This window comes from Sphingomonas sp. NFR15 (assembly GCF_900103265.1).
Lineage (GTDB): Bacteria > Pseudomonadota > Alphaproteobacteria > Sphingomonadales > Sphingomonadaceae > Sphingomonas > Sphingomonas pollutisoli.
The window spans coordinates 317,340-336,583 of record NZ_FMWX01000002.1 but is presented as its reverse complement, the minus strand read 5'-3'; the positions used below and the strand labels follow the sequence as shown (position 1 = coordinate 336,583).

The 19,244-nt window shown below is 67.9% G+C and carries 18 protein-coding genes and 1 pseudogene; 7 read left to right on the top strand and 12 right to left on the bottom strand.

Annotation, left to right across the window (positions count from 1 at the left end; translation table 11 throughout):
• The first annotated feature begins 96 nt into the window (after positions 1 to 96).
• A complete protein-coding gene (locus BLS81_RS06985) occupies positions 97 to 1,518 on the top strand; it encodes a M20/M25/M40 family metallo-hydrolase (protein ID WP_093222566.1) in 1,422 nt (473 codons plus the stop codon).
• Positions 1,519 to 1,774: 256 nt separating this feature from the next.
• Here the strand turns inward: BLS81_RS06985 and BLS81_RS06980 are convergent, their stop codons facing one another.
• The 6 genes from BLS81_RS06980 to BLS81_RS06955 form a co-directional block, all read right to left on the bottom strand.
• Entirely contained in the window at positions 1,775 to 2,518 is a 744-nt protein-coding gene (locus BLS81_RS06980; RefSeq protein ID WP_093222564.1) for a SapC family protein, read from the bottom strand.
• A 9-nt stretch (positions 2,519 to 2,527) separates the two neighbouring features.
• The gene (locus tag BLS81_RS06975) at positions 2,528 to 3,202 is read right to left on the bottom strand and encodes a cytochrome b/b6 domain-containing protein (protein WP_176787064.1); all 675 of its coding nucleotides are present in this window, start codon (positions 3,200 to 3,202) and stop codon (positions 2,528 to 2,530) included.
• Between the two features lie 9 nt (positions 3,203 to 3,211).
• Complete coding sequence (locus tag BLS81_RS06970) at positions 3,212 to 3,679, bottom strand: c-type cytochrome (protein WP_093222561.1); 468 nt, start codon at positions 3,677 to 3,679, stop codon at positions 3,212 to 3,214.
• A gap of 28 nt (positions 3,680 to 3,707) precedes the next feature.
• Complete coding sequence (locus tag BLS81_RS06965; RefSeq protein WP_093222559.1) at positions 3,708 to 5,078, bottom strand: ankyrin repeat domain-containing protein; 1,371 nt, start codon at positions 5,076 to 5,078, stop codon at positions 3,708 to 3,710.
• Positions 5,071 to 6,411: a DUF1552 domain-containing protein gene (locus BLS81_RS06960; protein ID WP_093222556.1), complete on the bottom strand. Its 1,341-nt coding sequence runs from the start codon at positions 6,409 to 6,411 to the stop codon at positions 5,071 to 5,073. Before BLS81_RS06960 ends, BLS81_RS06965 begins: the two co-directional genes overlap by 8 nt.
• A gap of 118 nt (positions 6,412 to 6,529) precedes the next feature.
• A complete protein-coding gene (locus BLS81_RS06955; protein ID WP_093222961.1) occupies positions 6,530 to 8,962 on the bottom strand; it encodes a DUF1592 domain-containing protein in 2,433 nt (810 codons plus the stop codon).
• A 227-nt stretch (positions 8,963 to 9,189) separates the two neighbouring features.
• On the opposite strand from BLS81_RS06955, the gene BLS81_RS06950 reads away from it, so the two are divergent.
• The 3 genes from BLS81_RS06950 (at position 9,190) to BLS81_RS06940 (ending at position 11,300) form a co-directional block, all read left to right on the top strand.
• Positions 9,190 to 10,695 (top strand): adenosine deaminase family protein, encoded by a 1,506-nt coding sequence (locus tag BLS81_RS06950; protein WP_093222554.1) that lies wholly within the window; start codon positions 9,190 to 9,192, stop codon positions 10,693 to 10,695.
• 76 nt (positions 10,696 to 10,771) lie between these two features.
• Positions 10,772 to 11,017: a type II toxin-antitoxin system ParD family antitoxin gene (locus BLS81_RS06945; RefSeq protein WP_093222960.1), complete on the top strand. Its 246-nt coding sequence runs from the start codon at positions 10,772 to 10,774 to the stop codon at positions 11,015 to 11,017.
• Entirely contained in the window at positions 11,010 to 11,300 is a 291-nt protein-coding gene (locus BLS81_RS06940; RefSeq protein ID WP_093222550.1) for a type II toxin-antitoxin system RelE/ParE family toxin, read from the top strand. The genes BLS81_RS06945 and BLS81_RS06940 overlap by 8 nt, the downstream gene beginning before the upstream one ends.
• A gap of 22 nt (positions 11,301 to 11,322) precedes the next feature.
• Here BLS81_RS06940 and pncB read toward each other — a convergent pair whose 3' ends face one another.
• The 4 genes from pncB to BLS81_RS06920 form a co-directional block, all read right to left on the bottom strand.
• Complete coding sequence (gene pncB / locus BLS81_RS06935) at positions 11,323 to 12,627, bottom strand: nicotinate phosphoribosyltransferase (RefSeq protein ID WP_093222547.1); 1,305 nt, start codon at positions 12,625 to 12,627, stop codon at positions 11,323 to 11,325.
• Positions 12,628 to 12,638: 11 nt separating this feature from the next.
• Positions 12,639 to 13,532: an NAD(+)/NADH kinase gene (locus BLS81_RS06930; RefSeq protein ID WP_093222545.1), complete on the bottom strand. Its 894-nt coding sequence runs from the start codon at positions 13,530 to 13,532 to the stop codon at positions 12,639 to 12,641.
• A 94-nt stretch (positions 13,533 to 13,626) separates the two neighbouring features.
• The gene (locus BLS81_RS06925; protein WP_093222542.1) at positions 13,627 to 14,604 is read right to left on the bottom strand and encodes an SPFH domain-containing protein; all 978 of its coding nucleotides are present in this window, start codon (positions 14,602 to 14,604) and stop codon (positions 13,627 to 13,629) included.
• Between the two features lie 10 nt (positions 14,605 to 14,614).
• Positions 14,615 to 15,325 (bottom strand): NUDIX hydrolase, encoded by a 711-nt coding sequence (locus tag BLS81_RS06920; RefSeq protein WP_093222539.1) that lies wholly within the window; start codon positions 15,323 to 15,325, stop codon positions 14,615 to 14,617.
• Between the two features lie 77 nt (positions 15,326 to 15,402).
• On the opposite strand from BLS81_RS06920, the gene BLS81_RS06915 reads away from it, so the two are divergent.
• Together BLS81_RS06915 and BLS81_RS06910 are read left to right on the top strand one after the other, a co-directional pair.
• Entirely contained in the window at positions 15,403 to 15,996 is a 594-nt protein-coding gene (locus BLS81_RS06915; RefSeq protein ID WP_093222537.1) for a cysteine hydrolase family protein, read from the top strand.
• 92 nt (positions 15,997 to 16,088) lie between these two features.
• Positions 16,089 to 16,826 carry a dienelactone hydrolase family protein gene (locus tag BLS81_RS06910; RefSeq protein WP_093222534.1) on the top strand — a complete coding sequence of 246 codons (738 nt, stop codon included), beginning with the start codon at positions 16,089 to 16,091 and terminating at the stop codon, positions 16,824 to 16,826.
• A gap of 37 nt (positions 16,827 to 16,863) precedes the next feature.
• On the opposite strand, the gene dapE is transcribed toward BLS81_RS06910, so the two are convergent.
• On the bottom strand, positions 16,864 to 18,006 hold the full coding sequence (gene dapE / locus BLS81_RS06905) for a succinyl-diaminopimelate desuccinylase (RefSeq protein ID WP_093222958.1): 1,143 nt from the start codon (positions 18,004 to 18,006) through the stop codon (positions 16,864 to 16,866).
• Between the two features lie 12 nt (positions 18,007 to 18,018).
• Here dapE and BLS81_RS06900 point away from each other — a divergent pair.
• Positions 18,019 to 18,482 (top strand): annotated as a pseudogene (locus tag BLS81_RS06900) (cupin domain-containing protein).
• Between the two features lie 90 nt (positions 18,483 to 18,572).
• Here BLS81_RS06900 and BLS81_RS06895 read toward each other — a convergent pair.
• Complete coding sequence (locus BLS81_RS06895) at positions 18,573 to 19,235, bottom strand: glutathione S-transferase family protein (protein WP_093222532.1); 663 nt, start codon at positions 19,233 to 19,235, stop codon at positions 18,573 to 18,575.
• Positions 19,236 to 19,244 lie beyond the last annotated feature (9 nt).

Genomic DNA, 19,244 nt, shown 5'->3' with positions numbered 1-19,244 from the left:
GGCAAAGCCATTGCGAGGCAGTAGCAAAACGAAGCGGCTTGTCGAAGCGATCGTGCTCGGCCAAGCTGGGCCGGTTCGGGTCACAGGGGGATCGTCATGAAGGCCGCTCGTCGCTCCAGTTTCGTCGCGCTTGCGGCCGTGTTGGCCAGCGCCGCGCCGCTCCACGCCGCCGCGGTCGATCCGCGCGGCGGTGAGCCGGCGTTCCGCGCGCTCTACAAGCAACTGGTCGAAACCGATTCGAGCTGGCCCGACGGCAGTTGCACGCTTGCTGCCGAGCGGATGGGCGCCCGCCTCACCGCGGCCGGCTATCCGGTCGCCGACGTGCAGGTGCTCGTCGATCCCGCGCACCCCAAGGAGGGCAATCTCGCCGCGATCCTGCGCGGCAGCGATGCCAAGCTGCCGGCGCTGCTGCTGCTTGCGCATATCGACGTGGTTGCCGCCAAGCGCAGCGACTGGACTCGCGATCCGTTCACGCTGATCGAGGAGAACGGCTATCTCTACGGGCGCGGCACCTCGGACGACAAGGCGATGGCGGCGGCGTTCACCGATGCGATGATCCGCTTCCGGCAGGAGGGCTACAAACCCAAGCGCACGATCAAGCTCGCGCTGACCTGTGGCGAGGAGACCGAGAAGGCGCTCAACGGCGTCGAATGGCTGCTCAAGACCCGGCCCGAGACGCTGCGGGCGGGCTGGGCGCTCAACGAGGGCGGTGGCGGGTCGCTCGACGACGCGGGCAAGCCGGTCAGCCAGGGCGTTCAGGCGGGAGAGAAGGTCTATCAGGATTTCACGCTGACGGCGACCGCGCCCGGCGGGCACAGCTCGCGCCAGGCGCCGCACGTCAACGCGATCGGCTGGATGGCCGAGGCGCTGGCGCGGATCAACGCCTATGACTTTCCGGTCGATCTGACGCCTGCCGCCAAGGCGTATTTCGGCGCGTCGGCGGCGCTCTATCCCAAGACGCGCGCCGCGATGGCGGCGATCGGCGCGGGCACGGCGACCGCTGCCGATTATGCGGCCGTCTCCGCCGAAAACCCGAGCTGGAATGCGACGCTCCGCACCACCTGCATCCCGACGCTGATCTCGGGCGGGCACGCCGCCAACGCGCAGCCGCAGGCGGTGAGCGCCAACGTCAATTGCCGGATCATTCCGGGCGAGAGCGTCGACGCGATCCTCGCCACGCTGACGAAAGTGGCGGCCAACCCGAAGGTGAGCGTCGCGCTCGCCGATCCGCCCCAGCCGAAATCGTCGGCGCCGCCGCTGACCCCACAGATCATGGCGCCGATCGAAGCGCTGACCAAGGAGATGTGGCCGGGCGTCCCGGTGATCCCGCGTCTGTCGACCGGCGCCACCGACGGCCGCTTCACCAACGCGGCGGGCATTCCGACCTACGGTGTGTCGGGGCTGTTCTCGGACCCGGACGGGCAGGGGGTGCATGGCCTCAACGAGCGCATCCGCGTCAGGTCGTTGATGGACGGGCGCGTGTTCCTGTACCGGTTGGTCAAGGCGTACACCGGCTGATCGGGTGCCTGCCCATCCACGCTGGACGAAATCGACGCGCGTGCGTCAAGCGGCGTGCGTGGTACGTCCTTCGACTGCGCTCAGGACGAACGGGGTGGGTGGCCGACGGGGTAAGGTCCACGCGAACTGCTCGAACCGCTGGAACTGCTCGAACCGCTTCCAACCCTTCGCGCTGAACGAAGTCGAAGCGCTTGCGACAAGCACGGCAGCGGGGCGCGGCTTTCGGCTGCGTTCAGGATGAACCGGGGAAGGCGCTTCAGCCGGCCGCCCATAGCGGCAGCACGTCCCAGTTCCCGGCCGAGAGCATATGCGCATAGATCCAGGCGAGCGCGCCTTGGTCGCGCAACTTCACGAAGGCGGCTGGCGCCAGCGCGTCGAGCTTGGCGCGCGAGACCGCGTCATATTCGATCACCAACGTCCGCTCGCCGCCGGGCGGCGTGTGATAGGCGCGGCGCGGTTCCAGCAGCCCGAGCTCGTCGAGCATCGCGACGAAGGCGCGGGTGCGGCCTTCTGCGGCATCGACCGCGTTGCACATGCCGATCGCCGTTTGGACCAGCGCGGTGGGTCGCCCGCGCTCGAACAAGGCCGTAGCGCCCGGCGTGCCGATCGGGACGATGCGATCCGAGGCTTCGTCGATGCAGATCACGTTGGTATCTGCGTGCTCGCGGCGCGCGAGCGTGAACGGGTGGCGGCGCAGATAGGCCGGCACATAGGCGCCGGGCGCATAGCGTCCGTCCGGGGCGACGAACAGGTTGCGGCCAGCGCTCAGCCCGGTGACGACCACCGCCTCGCGCTCGGCCGCGAAGAACAGGATCGGGTAGTCGAGCGCGGCGCGTTCGAACTCGTCGGTGGTCACTGCGATCAGCGGCGCGGCGCCAGCGAAGCGGTAGCGGGCTTCGCCCGGCAGCAACGCCCGGTCCCCGTGGCGTCGCGCATCGAGGATCGCGATACGCTCGTACAACGGCAACGCGCCGTGCAGCGTGACAGCATCCCCCGCCATGCCGTGCGCCTAGAAGCGGAAGCCCTTCGACACGGCATACGCAAAGCCGGCCGCGATCGCCACGCCGATCGCCGCCTTCCACGGCGACGCGCCGAGCCGCGCCGCAACAGCGGCCGCGCCGGTCTTGCGGCGGCCGTGGATCATCGGCGCGACGAGGTTGTGGCGCAGCCCGACCAGATAGAACAGCACCGCCAGCACATGCAGCACGACCAGCGCGAGCAGCACGTTGAAGACGAGATGATGTACCTCCGCTGCGGCGCGACCGGTGTCGAAGCTGACGTAATCTGCGAGCGGCCCCGATTCGAGCCCGTCGACGTCGACCGCGAACAGCCCGGCCGTCACCATCACCACCAGCATGGCGAGCATCGCGATGACGCTCCACCCGCCGACCGGATTATGCCCGTCGGCCGCCTGATAGGGGCGTTTGCCGAGCGTGCGCAGATAGGCAAGAGCAGCGCGTGGGCCGCGCACGAACTGACTGAAGCGCGCGGTGCGGCTGCCGGCGAAACCCCAATAGATGCGGAACACCAGCAGCGCGAGGATCGTGCAGCCCGAGAGCCGATGCCAATCCATGTCATGATGCTCGCCGCTCCACCACGAGAAGCCGAGCAGCGCGACGAGCAGCCAGTGGAACAGCCGAACCGGCAGATCCCACACGCGCGCGGTGCTGGTGTCAGGCGTCATGCCGCGCGATCAATCGTCCGAGCGGAACTGGCGATGACAGGCGCCGCAGGCCGCGCCGACCGCCTTCATCTGCGCGCCGATCGCGGCAGCGTCACCGCTGCCGGCGACCGCCACCAGCTTGTTCGATTCGCCCACGAGCTTGGCCATCGCCGCGTCGAACGTGGCGCGGTTGGTCCAGATGGCGGGTAGAGCATCGGTCTTGACGCCGGCGGCGGGGCCGGTGCCGGCGGGGAACAGCTTGCCCTGGCCCTTGGCGGTGGTGGCGAGCGTCTGCGCGGCGGCGAGCGTGGCAGCCTTGTCGGGCGTACCGCTCTTCACCTGATCGCCGATCGCCTTCATCGCGCCGCCCATCTTCTTGAAGCCGGCGACACGCGCGTTGACGACGTCCTGCGGCGCAGGCGCCGCCGCCATCACCGGCGCAGACAGGATCGCGGCGAGCGCCGCAACGCGGAGGGTCTTGAAAGCTGGTACGATCATCAACGGTCTCGCCCTGAAGTAACGTGGATCATGGCCGCGCGGCCACGTGCTGTCCTCCCCGATTTGGCGGCATAGCGCCAGCCCCATCGGGGAAGGTTTCGCGGAAAATCGTCTTCACGTCGCTCAGCCCCTTGTCCGCGATGTCGGCGGCGGTGCCGTATTTGCTCTTGAGATCGGTCCGTGCGTGATGCGCGGCGAGCGTGCGCAGCATCGCCGCGAGCTCGGGGAAGGGGCGGCCGCTGACCAGGATGTGGAGCGCGGTGAATCCGTTCGCATTGGCGATATTGACATCGGGCGCGGCCTGCAAAGCGACCTGGAGCGCCGCGTCACTGCCGCCCCTCGCGGCCGCGAGCACGACGTTAGTGCCATCGGCTGCTACGAAATGCGGGTCGGCGCCGCCCGCGAGCAGCGCCGCCATCGCCTCGGCATGGCCGCCCTGCGCCGCCCACAGCAGCGGCGGGGTCGGCGGGACGGGTGGCGGCGCAACGCCGAAATTGGCTTCTGTCACCCATTTGATCGTGGACGGGCCGCTCAGCGCATTGGCGTCGGCGCCGCGCGCGAGCAGCAGCTTTACCAGAGTAGCATCACCGCCTTCAGCGGCGGCATCGAGCGGGGTCTTGCCCTCGCGATCGCGCGCGGCGAGATCGAAGCCATAGGGCACGAGCAATGCGGCGGCGGAATAATTGTGCTGGTACAGGGCGAGTTGCAACGCGCTGGTATTCTCCGGACCGCGAAAGTCGGCCTTCGCGCCCGCGGCGAGCAGCGCGGCGGTCGCGGCCGGCCCGTTGCTTTTGATCGCGAAGAACAGCGGGGTAAACCCGCCCTTCGAAACCCGGTTCACGTCCGCGCCGGCCTTGAGCAGCGCAGCGATCGCCTCGGTGCGGCCGGCCGAGGCCGCCCACATCAACGGGGTCTGGCCGCGCGCGTCGGGCGTATCGGGTGCCGCGCCCTCAGCAAGGATCCGTGTTATCGCCTCCGCCGGCCCGAAGCGCGCGCAGATCGCCAGAGGCGTGGTCCCGTCGGGTGCGGCGATGCGGAGGTCGGCGTGCGCGTCGAGCAGGTGCGAGATGATCGCGGCGTTGCCGAGTTCGCAGGCGAGCGCGAGCGGCGTGACGCCCTCCGCGTCGGCGGTGTTCGGCTTGGCATGCGCGGCAAGCACCGTCGCGACCAGGGCGGGATCTTGCGTGTTGACCGCGAGCGCGAGCGGGGTCGCGCCGTAATCGAGCGGTACGTTGGGATCAGCATGCGCCGCGAGCGCGGCTTGCGTCGCGGCGAGATCGTCGGCCGTGATCGCGCGGACCAGCGCGCTCGCGTCGGCAGGCTTGCGTGCCTCCGCGGTGCCGCTCGCCAGTGCGAGCGCTGCTGCCAGCGCTAACGCGATCCGCGCGCGATCAGGCATGCACCAGCTCCGCGAGCGGCGCGGTGCTGTCACCAAAGGATTTGGTCGGCACGTCGAGCACGTTGAGCGCGGCAAGCAGCAGGTTCGACATGGTCGTGCCCTTGGGGACCGCGATGCTGCGGTCGCCCGGCACCAGCCCGCCCGCGACGATCACCGGCAGGTCCATGTGGTCGTGCTGGTTCGAGTCCCCAAATGCAGAGCCGCGGATCACCATCGTGCGGTCGAGCAACGTGCCCTCGCCGTCCTTAACCGCCTTCATCCGGTCGAGATAGTAGGCGAAATATTCCATGTGGTGCCGGTTGATCTTGGCCAGCTTCGCCATCTTCTCGGGGCTGTTGCCGTGGTGGCTGAGCATGTGGTGCGAATCGGGTACGCCGATCTCGGGATAGGTGCGGTTGCTCAGCTCGCGCCCGATCATGAAGCTGCCGACGCGGGTGATGTCGGCCTGCATCGCCAGCACCTGCAGATCGATCATCATGCGGACATGCTCGTCGAACGAATCCGGGATGCCCGCCGGCCGCTCCATGTCGGTCGCCTGGCTGGTCGCGCCCGAGGCTGCGGCGCGCTGGATGCGCTTTTCGATGTCGCGCGTCGCCGCCAGATATTCGTCGAGCTTGCGGCGATCCTCGCTGCCGAGCCGCCCCGACAGCCGCTGCGTATCGTCGCGGACGAAATCGAGGATGCTGGTCTGGCGGCGCGCCTGCGCGAGCCGGCTTTGCGCGTCGAGCGCGTCGCCGTCGCCGAACAGCCGCTCGAACACATCGCGCGGATTGGCGCTGACGGGGAGCGGCACGCTCGGGTTCATCCACGAAATGCCGTTGGTATAGGCGCAGCTATAGCCGATATCGCAACTGCCGAGCAGGCTCGCCGGATCGATGCCGAGTTCGAGCGAACTGAGCATCGTCGCGTCGCCGAGATGCTGCGCATAGACCTGATCGATCGACACCGCGCAGCGGATATCGGTGCCCTCGGTCTGTTTGACATGCGTGCCGGTAAGGAAGGCAGGGCAGGAGCGGCCATGCCCGGCGGCGATATCGCCCATCGCCGCCGCCTGCGGATGGCCGAGCCCGCTGAACACGCTGATCTGCGCGCGGTGCGGCGCGAGCGGCTCCAGCGTCGATGGCAGCGCGAAGCCCTTGCCTTGCGTGGCCGGACGGAAGGCGTCCATCATCATGCCGTTGGGCGAGTAGAACACCTGCAACCGTTTGGGTCGCGACGCGAGATCGGCGGCGCGCGCGCTCGGCATCATCGCTTCGAGGAGGGGCAGCGCCAGCATCGTGCCGGCGCCGCGCAGCATCGTGCGGCGGCTGATCGCGGGGCGCGGGAGGATCATGGCGTTGGTCCTTGCTGTTCTCCCGCGAACGCGGGAGCCCAGAGCCAAGCAGCGCCGCGCTCGTGGCTCTGGACCCCCGCTTTCGCGGGGGAACGGGTGGTCGGGGCGGGGCGGCGTGTCATTTTGCCGGCGTCTTGCGGAGCGTGAACGGTGCGCTGGTGGCGATGCCCTTGAGGATCGTCTGGATGCGGTAATCATCCGCCGCCGCGCTCGCGGCGATCTTCCGCACGGTCGGCATGTCCTGCGCGACCAGCCCGCGCGCGAGCGCATAGGTGAGCAGGCGGCGGGTGAAAGCGTCGGCGAATTCGTCCTTGCGGGCGAGCAGGATTGTCTGAAGCCCGTCGAAGCCGGCGAACTTGGTGCCGTCGGGCAGCACCGCCGCCGCATCGATGATCTGCCCGGCGTCCTGCGTGCGCCAGCCGCCGACCGCGTCGAAATTCTCCAGCGCGAAGCCGATCGGGTCCATCTTGACGTGGCACGAGGCGCAGGCCGGGTTCGCGCGGTGCAGCTCGAGTTGCTCGCGCGCGGTGAGCTTGCGGCCGTCATGCGTTTCCTGAAGCGCCGGCACGTCGGGCGGGGGTGGCGGCGGCGCGGCGGCGAGGATGTTTTCCAGCACCCATTTGCCGCGCTTCACTACCGACGTGTGGTTGCCGTAGGAGGTGACGGTAAGGATGCTCGCCTGCCCGAGCAGCCCGCCACGATGCCACGCCGGATCGAGCGCGACCTTGCGGAACGCGGTGCCGCTGACCCCGGCGATGCCGTAATGCGCGGCGAGCCGCTGGTTGAGGAAGGTGTAGTCCGCCGCAAGGAAATCGAGCAGGCTGCGGTTGGTGTGCAACACATAGCCGAAGAACATCTCGGTCTCGCGCGCCATCGCCGCGCGCAGCCGCGTGTCGAACTCGGGATAGACGCGGATGTCGGGCCGCTGCTGGTCGAGGTTGCGCAGATAGAGCCATTGCCCGGCGAAGTTTTTCGTCAGCGCGTCGGCGCGCGGATCGGCCAGCATCCGCGTCACCTGCGCCTCGATGGCGCCGGGCATGCCAAGTTTGCCCTGCTCCGCCACCTTCAACAGCGTGTCGTCGGGCAGACTGCTCCACAGGAAGAACGACAGCCGCGAGGCGAGTTCCAGATCGGTGACGCGGTGGACGCTGCCCGGCACGCTGCCCGCCGGATCGCTCTCGACAAGGAACAGGAAGTGCGGCGCGACCAGCACGCCCTCCACCGCAGCCGCGATGCCGTGATCGAAATCGGATGCGGCGCGCTCGCTCGCATAGAGCTTCATCAGCGGCGCGACATCGGCCTCGCCGACCGGGCGGCGATAGGCGCGATGCGCGAGCGCGATGATGATCTTCTGCGCGCAGGCTGTCTCCGCCGAGGCGGCGCGCGGGCGGCACAGGAAGATGCGCTTGCGGCTCGGTGTATCGACCTTGCCGCGCGCGTCATACGGCCCGGCGACGTCGATCTGGAGCACGTCGCGCGGGAAATTCCGTTGCGAATAGCGCGGTGACAGTCGGTACGACGGCACGCTGATCTGCTGTACCCGGACGCCATCGACGAGAACGTCGAGCGGCAGCGGCTTGGGCGCATCGACCGGCAACGGCACCTTGTCGAGATCGTTGCGCAGTGTCTGCACGCTCTCGTCGGGCGCGAGCGTGCGGTGGAAGGCCATGCCGATGGTGTGCGCGCCCGCCGTGAGCGGCACGCGCACGCTGACCTTGTCCTCCTTGAGCCGGTCGGTCTCATTGTTGGTGTTGGCGTTGAGCCAGCCGCTCACCTCGTACACGCCGTCGTGACGCGCATAATAGCGGAACGCGCCGCCGCCGCGCGAGCCGAGCGGCAGCATGTCGCTGGCGCGCTCGTTATAGGCAGGCCGGCCCGAGTTGAGCACCGACCCGTCCTTGGGCACCTCGTAGCTGGTGACGAACGCGCGCGGCGAGCTCGTTCCCGTCGCGATCCGCGCGATCTTGCCGGCGACGCTGACGTACCGGTCTATCAGCGTCGGCGAGACGGTCAGCACATCGGCGATATTGTCGAAGCCATAGCCCGAATTGTCCTGCGGCAGATCGCGGCTGACATCGACGTCGAGCGCGAGCAGATCGCGCACGGCGTTGGCATATTCGACCCGGTTGAGGCGGCGGAGCGTCGCGCGGCCGGGATCGGGATGCGCGGCGGCATAGGCATCGAGCGATCCCTTGAGCCACTGGATGAACGCGGCGCGCATCGCCGGATCGGGCTGCGGCTTGTTCCGCGGCGGCATCTCGCCGAGGCTGGTGCGCCGGAGGATCTTCTCCCACTCGTCGGCGTGCTTGCCGATCAGCAGATCATTGTCGCGCAGGTCGGCGATCGAGAGGTTCGCGACCTTGTCGTCGTCGTTGTGGCAGCGCGCGCAATAGTGTTCGAGCAACTCGGGCGGACCGTTTTGGACGTGCGCGACCGCCGGTTGCGCGATCTGCGCGCGCACGCCGTCCGAATGCGTCGCTGCCGCGAGCGCCGCGACGGCGGTGCTGAGCAGCAACAGCGCCCCGCCGGTCGAGGGCCGCGCCAGCGTCACCACGCACGCTTTCGAAGACAGGGAACTTTCAAGGCGCAACCCGGTTTTTGGCGATTGCGGAGCTAGTAAGCGCGTGCGTGCGAGCGTCCATCGCCGTTAACGGCACGATGGGTTCGAAAAATGCGTGCACCCTGCGCGCGCATTTCCGCAACGGATCGTGCTTTTCATTGCAATTGGCGAGACACCGCCAATCGCTTAGCGCCCCCCAAGGTCATCCGGGGGGAAGCATGCGTTCGGCCGCACTCATCATCGCGCTGTTACTGGCGAGCGGCGCCGCCGGTGCGCGCGAGACGAAACCGCTGTCCAGCGAAGCGCGCGCCGCCGCCCGGCTCGACGCGATCGCCGACAGCCCGCCGCGGCTGCGCGTGTTCCTCCAGACCATGCCCAAGGGCGGCGATCTCCACAATCATGGCGGCGGCTCGATCTACGCCGAGGACTGGCTGCGCTGGGCAGCGGCGGGCGGACTGTGCATCGCCACCGACACCGCCAGCATCGTGCCGCCGCCGTGCGACCGCGCGAACCGTGTGCCGGCGGCGGGGCTCGAGCAGAATTATGCGCTGTATAGCCGGATGCTCGACGCGCTCTCGACGCGTGGGTTCGAGACCGGCGTCAACGCGCCGACCGTGTCGGGCTATGACCGGTTCTTCGCCACCTTCGATGCGTTCGGCACCGCGTCACGCGGCAACGAGGCCAAGGAACTCGCGCTGACTCGCGAGCAGGCGGCGGCGGACCGTGTCTCCTATGTCGAACTCGGCAGCGGATCGCACCAGGCCCGCGCGCTGATCGAGGCGGTAAAGGACACCGACCCGACCGACTTCGCCGCGCTCTCCGCGAAGCTCGCGCCGCTGCTGCCCGATGCGGTGGCACGCGCGCGCGCCGAATATGATCGCTTCGAAGCCGAGTCGGCGCAGATCGACGGCTGTGGCACGCCCAAGCCCAAGCCTGCCTGCGCGGTCGAGATGCGCTATCTCTACACCGCGATCCGCACGATCGCGCCGGCGGGCACGTTCGCGCAACTCGCGCTCGGCTTCGCGCTGGCCGAGGCCGACCCGCGCTTCGTCGGGGTCAACATCGCCGCGCCCGAGCATGATCCGATCGCGGTGCGCGATTATGATCTGCACATGCGGATGATCGCCTATCTCAAGGCCCGCCACCCCAAAGTCGCGCTGTCGCTCCACGCGGGCGAACTGACGCTCGGGCTGGTGCCGCCGCGCGACCTCGCCTTCCATATCCGCGAGGCGGTCGAGGTGGCGGGCGCGCGGCGGATCGGCCACGGCATCGACATCTCCTACGAGGACGATGCCGCCGGGTTGCTGAGGGAAATGGCGGCGAAGCAGATCGACGTCGAGATCAACCTGACCAGCAACGCGGTGATCCTCGGCGTGAAGGGCAAGGCGCATCCGCTGTCGCTGTACCGCGAGGCGGGCGTGCCGGTGACGCTCTCGACCGACGACGAGGGCGTCTCGCGCAGCGACATGACCAACGAATATGTCCGCGCCGTGATCGAGCAGGGGCTGCGCTATGCCGACCTCAAGCAGATCGTGCGTGACAGCATTCACCACAGCTTCCTGCCCGGCGCGAGCCTGTGGCGCGGGCGCGCGGGTAGGGCGAAGGTGGCGGTGTGCGCGGTGGCGGGGCCGGCGTGCGAGGCGTATCTTGCGGCGAACCCCAAGGCTTCGAAGGAAGAGCAGGTCGAGCGAGCGCTGACCGTGTTTGAGGCGGGGGTGCGGTGAGGTAGGCACCGCGTCTTGCGCTCGAGTATCGGCGGCGCTAAACTGCACCAATAGTATGAATGTCGAGGAGCCGGCTATGGCAACGGTTCGCAAGACCATCACCCTTACCGAGCAGCAAGACGCCTGGATCGCGTCTCAGATCGCTGCCGGTCATTACACCAATGACAGCGAAGCGATTCGCGATCTCATTCGGCGCGAGCAGGCACGCGGTTTGGAGATCGAGACGATCCGTCAGGCTCTTATCGAGGGCGAACAGAGCGGAGAGCCGGAGCGTTTCGACTTCATGGCCTTTAAGACACGAAAAGCCGCGCAGCATGGCTGAGTTTCGGCTCACTCCAAAGGCTCAAAGGGATATAGACGACATTTTTGAGTATACGGTCAAGCAATGGAGCTTGGCCCAAGCGCTCCACTACACCGATCTGCTGGAAGCGGCGTGCGCCAGTCTAGCCAACGCTCCTGAGAGGTCGCAGGACTGTGCGGCAATCCGGCCGGGTTTCCGCAGACGGGTCGTGGCTCAGCATGTGATCTACTTCAAGCAGACGCGTTATGGGATCGCGATCATCCGCGTCCTGCATCAGCGTATGGATCAAAGTCGTCACCTTTGAACCTGAGCATACCGAGCGCCTCCTACACGCTCACCGCGCTCTCCGCGCGCCCATCGCCGCCGAACACGCGCAGATAGCGCGCGATCTCGTCCGGTTCGCCGGTCGCCTTGGCCGGATTGTCGGACAGTTTCACCGCCGGCCGGCCGTTGGCGCGCGTCACCTTGCAGACCAGCGAAATCGGCTCAAGCGCATGGCCGCCGCGGGGATCGCAGCCGCGGAAATCGTTGGTGAGGTTGGTGCCCCAGCCGTAGCTCATTCGCACGCGGCCGCGGAAATGGCGGTAGGTCTGCTCGATCGTGTCGATGTCCATGCCGTCCGAGAAGATCAGCAGCTTGCTCGCCGGATCGACGCCCTGGTCCTGCCACCAGCGGATGATCTGCTCGCCGCCTTCGATCGGCGGCGCGCTGTCGGGGCGGAAGCCGGTCCAGTCGGCGAGCCACGCCGGTGCCTGTTTGAGGAAGGCGGTGGTGCCGAACGCGTCGGGCAAGGCGATCAACAGATTGCCGCCATAATGCGCGCGCCATTGTTCGAGCACGCGGTACGGCGCGCCGGCGAGTTCGGCATCGCTGTTCGACAGCGCCGCTTCGACCATCGGCAATTCGTGCGCGTTGGTGCCGATCGCCTCGAGATCGGCGTCCATCGCCAGCAGCACGTTCGAGGTGCCGATGAAGCGGCCCCCGAGCCCTTCCTTGAGCGCCTCGACGCACCAGCGCTGCCACAGGAAGCCGTGCCGCCGCCGCGTGCCAAAATCGCTCAGCACGAGGTCGGGCAGGTCGCGCAGCCGCTCGACCTTCTCCCACAGCCGCGCCTTGGCGCGCGCGTACAGCACGTCGAGCGCGAACTTGCCCATGTCGCGGGTCGCCGCGCGCGATTTCAGCTCGTTGAGGATCGCGAGCGCCGGGATCTCCCACATCGTCGTGCCGGTCCACGGCCCATCGAACCGTAGCTCATACTGGCCATCGACCTTGCGCAATTCATATTCGGGCAGTTGGAAGTCGGCGAGCCACGCGATGAAGTCTGGCGCGAACATCTGGCGCTTGCCGTAGAAGCTGTTGCCGGCGAGCCAGATCAGCTCCTTGCGGCTGAACCGCACGGTGCGGGCATGATCGAGCTGCGCGCGAAGCTCGCTCTCGTCGATGATCTCGGCCAGCCGCACGCTCTTGCTGCGGTTGATGACCGAGAAGGTCGCGGTCACGTCCGGGTGGATGTGGCGGATCATCTGCAACATCAGCAGCTTGTAGAAATCGGTGTCGAGCAGGCTCCGGACGATCGGATCGAGCCGGAAATTGTGGTTGTAGGTGCGGGTTGCGATGTCGGTAACGGCCATGGGTGCGATCCTTACCCGATCACGAGATGAAGGGAATTTGGCGCGGGCGCGATCGTCGCGCGCCGGCCCCAGTCGAACGCGAGGAAATCCTGTTCGATTCCGTCGGCGAAGATCACCCCGCCGTCGTTCATCCGCGAGGTGACGACCAGCGGATCGGAGGTGAGTTTGCCGGCGCGCATCCGTGTTCCGGTCGCGACGCTCGGGAACGGCTCGCGCACCCAATAGCCGGCCGCGCGTTCCTCGGTGCCGAGCGGCAGCGGCAGGTGCGTCGCCTCGGCGATCGAGCGCGCCCAGCCGGTCGCGCCGGTGCCCGAGGCGACGATCAGCCCCGACGACGAATGTTCCTCGCCGTCGCCGGTCAGTTCGATCCGGTACCGCGCCGACTGGTGGCTACGGTGCCCGACGAAGATCTCGTTGAGCGCGACCAGCGCGTCCCCGCCATCGAGCGTCGCCTGTACCATCGTGCGCCGCTCGACCGGCGCATCGGATCGTATCGCGCCCGGCAGCAATCGCGCCAGCCGCTCGACCCGCACCCGCGCGAGCACGCCATCATACAGATCGGGCGCGGGATTGACCCCGATCACGGGCTGCTCGGCGACGTATTTGGCGACGTTGGCGACAAGGCCGTCTTGCCCGACCGCGATGACGATATCCTCGCGCGCGAACAGGAAGCGGTCGAGTTCGGCGCGGCGTACCAGCGCCTGCCGCCACTCGGCCGGCACCGCGGCGCGCGCCGCCGCCAGCGCGGCGTGGAACTGATGATGATGCTGCTCGACCGTCTCGATCCGCTGCCCGCGCGTTTCGAGAAAGAACCGCGCCTGATCGCGTGTCGCATGGCGCGCGATGAGCCGCTCGAGATCGGTCTCGCGGATGACGAACACCGCGCGGGGTGGAATACTGGACATGCAAAGCGTCCTTTCACTCCGTTCGCCTCGAGCGAAGTCGAGCGGCAGCCCGCAGCGCAGGCGCCTCGACGTCACTCGACACGAACGCGGGGCTTCAGCCGGCCAGAACCGGGCTCTTGCGGAATTCGCCCATCACCGTCGCGAGCAGATCGGGGGTGATGTTGACATGCTCGATCGTGTCGAGCTTGCCCGCCAATTGCTGCGCGGCTAGGCCAAACAGCACCGCCGGCGGCAGATCGCGATAGACCGCGATATGCGCCTGTTCCGCCTCGGCCTTGGCGCCTTCGACGACGCGGATGCGGTCGGCCTCGGCCTTGGCTTCCACCTGTTGCGCGTCCGCCTTGCCGGCGGCGCGGTTGCGGGCGTTGTCGGCCTCCTCCGCGATCAGCAACTTCTCGCGCCGGGCCAGCTCGATCCGCGTCGCCAGCTCGTTCTCTGCGATCGCTCGTTCCTTCTCGACCGCGAGCGCGCGGCGTTCGAACGTCGCCTCGTCGGCCTTCTGCTGGAGCGCCTCGAACGTCGGGGTCTGGAGCGCGCGTTCGAGCTCGCTCGACGGCGCGAGATTGGTGAGCCGCACCGACACCGCCGCGACGCCGATCTCCGCCAGCGCCGGATCGGCGGCGAGCGCCGCCTCGAGTTGCGCACGCAGCGGCCCCGGCCCGGCGTCGAGCAAGGCGCGCACCGGCGCGGTGCCGAGATATTGCAGCACCGCCTGGTTGGCGATGCCGGTGATCCGCGCCTCGATGCTCGGCACGGGCTCGCCTTGCGGCTTGCCGCTGTACGGGCTGATCGTGAAATCGACGCGGTCGGCGAGCAATGCCGGATCGACGACGTGCCAGCCGACCGTGCCCTGAACCGAGACCGTCTGGAAGTCCTGGCTGCGGCCCTGCACGAACAGGGTCATCTCGCGGTCGTCCATCGGCACTTCGGCGATGCTCGCGGTTTCCGGGCGGAACCAGAAGACCAGACCGCGCCCGCTCTGGCGGACCTTGCCGTTGCGATAGCGGATGATGTGGCTGCTCGCCTCGCTGCGAAGCTGCGCGAAGAACAGGAGGTTGCGGATCGTGGCCATGTTACTCTCCTTATGGTCTGCGAAATCGATAGAGTTCGGCGGGGCGGAACGAGGTGCCGCCCTCGCGCTCGCCGGTGGCGGTGAGCCAGCCGCGATCGAGCATGCGGCGGCGGAAGGCGGGCTTGTTGAGCGCGACGCCGAGAACCGCTTCGTGCACGTCCTGCAACTGCCGCAGCGTGAAGCGCTCGGGCAGAAACGCGAAGCCGACATCGGAATAATCGAGCTTGCCGCGCAACCGCAGCACCGCGAGCGCGACGATGTCGGCATGGTCGAAGGCGAGCTGGACCGGCCCCTTCGACGTGGCGATGTCGACCGCGCCGCCGGCTTCCCCCGCCCACGGCACGGTGATCGTCGCGGCGATCAGCCCCGGCATGGCATCGAGGGCGGCGGCGAAGGCGGTTTCGTCAAGCAACGCGAGATAGGCGACCGAGATGATCCGCATGCGTGGATCGCGCGCGACCGCGCCGAACGTGTAGAGTTGTTCGAGATGCGCTGTGGCGATCCCCGCCTTGTCGCGCAGAACACGCGCCGCGGCGGCGTCGAGCGTCTCGTCGATGCCGACGAACCCGCCGGGTAGCGCACGGCGGCCGGCGAAGGGCGGCGCGTCACGCTCCACCAGCAGCACCGCCAGCCGCCCGTCGCGAATCCCGAGCAGCACCAGATCGACCGCGACCGAAGGCCGCTGATAGGCGTTGGGATCATAGTCACGAACTTCGGTCACGCAGCACCTAATATGCAATACGCGCTTTACTTATTATCACAACAGATATATGTCAACACCCATAAGGAGATCGACCGATGCAGGATTTCGTGATCGTCGTTGATACGCAGTATGATTTCATGGCCACCGATGGCGCGCTGAGCGTCGCAGGCGCCGACGCCCTGGTCGCGCCGATGCGCGCGTGGCTGTCCGGGCTGGAATCCGAACGCAACGCCGGGGTGTTGTTCACCTTCGACACGCACGTGCCCGATATCTACGCGGCCTCCGAAGAGGCGCGCGAATTCCCCGCGCATTGCATCAAGGGCACGCCGGGTTGGGTCAACATGCTCGATTCCGCGCTGGTCGATCGCGCGATCCCGGCGTGGCGGATCGAGAAGGGGGTGTTCGATATGTGGGCCGAGGACGGCTTGCTGATCGAGGATGCGCGCGGCGACGCGATGCCGCCGGTGCCGCGCGACAGCTTCTTTGATCGGCTCAAGGATGCGGGCGTGCGGCGTGTCACGGTGATCGGCGTCGCCGCCGATTATTGCGTACGCTGGGCGGTAGCGGGGCTGGTCGATCGCGGCTTCGAGGTGGTCGTGCCGGCCGCGCTGACGCGCGGCATCGCGCGCCAGATCGAGACGGTACTGGCGGAGGATTTCGCCGACGCGCCGGTCGAAACGCTGGCGTGATATGCTGATCTCATCGCGCGGATGCTGGTGGCACCCGCCGGAATCCGGCAGATGCGCGATGGAACGATTCGATTTGGGTGAGAGGTATCTCGATGAGCGACGAACAGATCACGATCCAGACGCGTGACGGTACCTGTCCGGCGCACGTGCTGACGCCTGCGGGTGAGGGCACATGGCCGGCGGTGATCTTCTACATGGACGCGTTGGGGATGCGCCCTACGGTCGTCGAAATGGCGCGGCGGCTCGCCGCTAACGGCTATGTCGTGCTCGTGCCCGATCTGCTCTATCGCTACGGCCCCTACGATCCGTTCGACCCCGAGGAGGTCTTCGCCAAGGGCTTCCGCGAGATCATCGGCCCGCTGATGGCGACCACCGGCAACGACAAGGCCGCGGCCGACACCGAGGCGTTCCTGGCCTATCTCGATACGCGCACGGACGTCGCGGGCACGAAGATCGGCACGGTCGGCTTCTGCATGGGCGGCGGCATGGCGATCACGGCGGCCGGCACCTTCCCCGATCGGGTCGCGGCGGCGGTGAGCTTCCACGGCGGCAACCTCGCCACCGATGCCGAGACCAGTCCGCATCGGCTCGCGCCCAAGATCACGGCCGAAGTCTATGTGGCGGGCGCCGACGAGGACAATAGCTACCCGCCCGAAATGGCCGAGCGGCTGACCAAGGCGTTCGACGATGCCGGTGTGACCTACAAGGCCGAGATCTACCCCGGCGCGCACCACGGCTGGATGAAGCCGGATTTCCCCGTTTACAACGAGGCGGCAGCCGAGCGTGGCTGGCGCGAGATGCTGGCGCTGTTCAAGCGGACGTTGGGGTAGGCGGGCAGCCCCACCGCAAGCTCAGGACGAACGGAGTTTAGATCGTCATCGCCCCGACCCGCGCGATGATATCCCCATAAACCCCCGCCAGCGCGACGAGGTCGTCCACCGCGACCGCCTCGTCGAGCTTGTGCATCGTCGCATTGCACAGCCCGAACTCGACGACCGGACACAGCGCCGACAGGAAGCGCGCGTCCGAGGTGCCGCCCGTCGTGGACAGTCCGGGCCGCAAGCCCAGTCGCCCCTCGATCGCGTCCCCGATCAGCGTCGAGAACGCGCCCGGCTGCGTCAGGAACGCCTCGCCCGAAATCCGTGCGGTCAGCGTCGCCTCGGGCGCGTGGCGGGTGACGATGGCACGCAGCCGCTCGACGAGTTCGGCGCCGCGATGGCCGTCGTTGAAGCGGATCGACAGCCGCGCCGAGGCATGGCCGGGGATGATGTTGGTCGCCGGGTTGCCGACGGTAATATCGGTCGGCTCGATGTTCGAGGGCTGGAACCAGGCGTTGCCCTCATCGAGCACGATGCCGTCGATCTCGGCGAGGATCGCGACCAGCTTGGGAACCGGATTGTCGGCGAGGTGCGGATAGGCGACATGGCCTTGCCGGCCGGGCACGTCGATCCACAAATTGACCGAGCCGCGCCGCCCGATCTTGATCGTGTCGCCGAGCCGCGCCGCCGAGGTCGGCTCGCCGACGAGGCACAGATCGGGCTTGATGCCGCGCTCCGCCATCCGCGCCATCAGCGCCTGCGTGCCAAAGGTGGCGGGGCCTTCCTCGTCGCCGGTGAGGATGAGCGTGAGCGGGATGTCCGGCGCCACCGGGATGGCGGCGATGAACGCGGCGATCGCGCCCTTCATGTCTACCGCGCCGCGCCCGTAGAGCAAACCACCACGCTCCTCCGGCACGAACGCGTCGCCGGTCCAGCCGGCGCCGGGCGGTACCACGTCGAGGTGCCCGGCGAACGCGAAATGCGGGCCGGTGCCGGCGCGCGTGGCGAGCAGATTCTCGACCGGCCCGTCCGGTGCGTCGCCCTCGACGAACCGCGCCACCGTGAAGCCGAGCGGCAGCAGTGCGGCCTCGATCACGTCGAACACCGCACCGCGCGCGGGGGTGACGCTCTCGCAGGCGAGCAGGGTCTTGGTGAGCGCGATCGGATCGGGCAGATGGGGCGTGTCAGTCATGGGGAGCGGACATTGCCCAAGCTCGATCTCGATACAATCCCGCAGACCAACAGAACCGGTTACCCGCGCAGTTCGCCGATGTCGTCGCCGGCCGCTGGTATCGGCGGCTCGCGCCGGCTGGTGGCCTCACCCACATGGGCGCGAGCCACGTCGTGCTGAAGCCCGGCGCGCAATCCTCGCAGCGCCACTGGCATGACGGGGAAGACGAGTTCGTCGTGATGCTGTCCGGCGAGGCGGTGCTGATCGACGACACCGGCGAATATCCGATGCGCGCCGGCGACTGCGCGGCGTTTCCCGGCGGCGAGCGCAACGGGCATGTGCTCGTCAACCGCAGCGACGCCGACTGCGTGTTCATCGCGATCGGCGCCGGGCCGGATCTCGGCGGCGGCTATTCGGATATCGACATGCTGTTCACCGCCGACGGGCGGTACACGACGAAGGACGGGGTGGAATATCCGTCGGTGCGGGCACGATAATCCCCAGCCCCAACCGTTCGTGCCGAGCGAAGTCGAGGCACTTGCGCTTCGGTCCAGTCCCTCGACTTCGCTCGGGACGAACGGCGTGGGCTAGCCCACCGGCTGTTCGAACTTCTCGATCACCCATTCCTCTTCCTGCGCGGCGGCGATCCAGTCCTGCATGAAGGGATGGTTGATGATCGCGTCCATATAGCTCGCCGCGAAGCGCGCGATCGGCAGGCTGTAGGTGACGATCCGAGTCACCACCGGCGCGTACATGATGTCGGCCGCGCCGAACGCGCCGAACAGGAACTGGCCGTCGCCGCCGAAGCGCGCGCGCGCCTGCGCCCATAGTTCCATGATCCGCGCGAGATCGGCGAGCACATCGTCGTCGGGCCGCTTGGGCGGGAAGACCTGGCGGATGTTCATGCTATGCTTCTTGCGCAGCGCGGTGAAGCTCGAATGCATCTCCGCCGACATCGATCGCGCCATCGCGCGCGCGGCGGGATCGGCCGGCCAGAACAGGTCGCGGCTGGTCTGCTCGGCGAGATATTCGATGATGGCGAGACTGTCCCAAACCACCGCGTCGCCATCCCACAGGATCGGCACCTTGCCCGAGGACGGCGCGAACTCGTCCCCCTCGCGGCGCTTGTCCCATTCGGCATCGTAGAGCGGCACGACGACCTCCTCGAACACGAGGCCTGATTGCCGGGCGGCGAGCCAGCCGCGCAGGCTCCACGAGGAATAGGCTTTGTTGCCGATGATGAGCTTCATGCGGTCGGC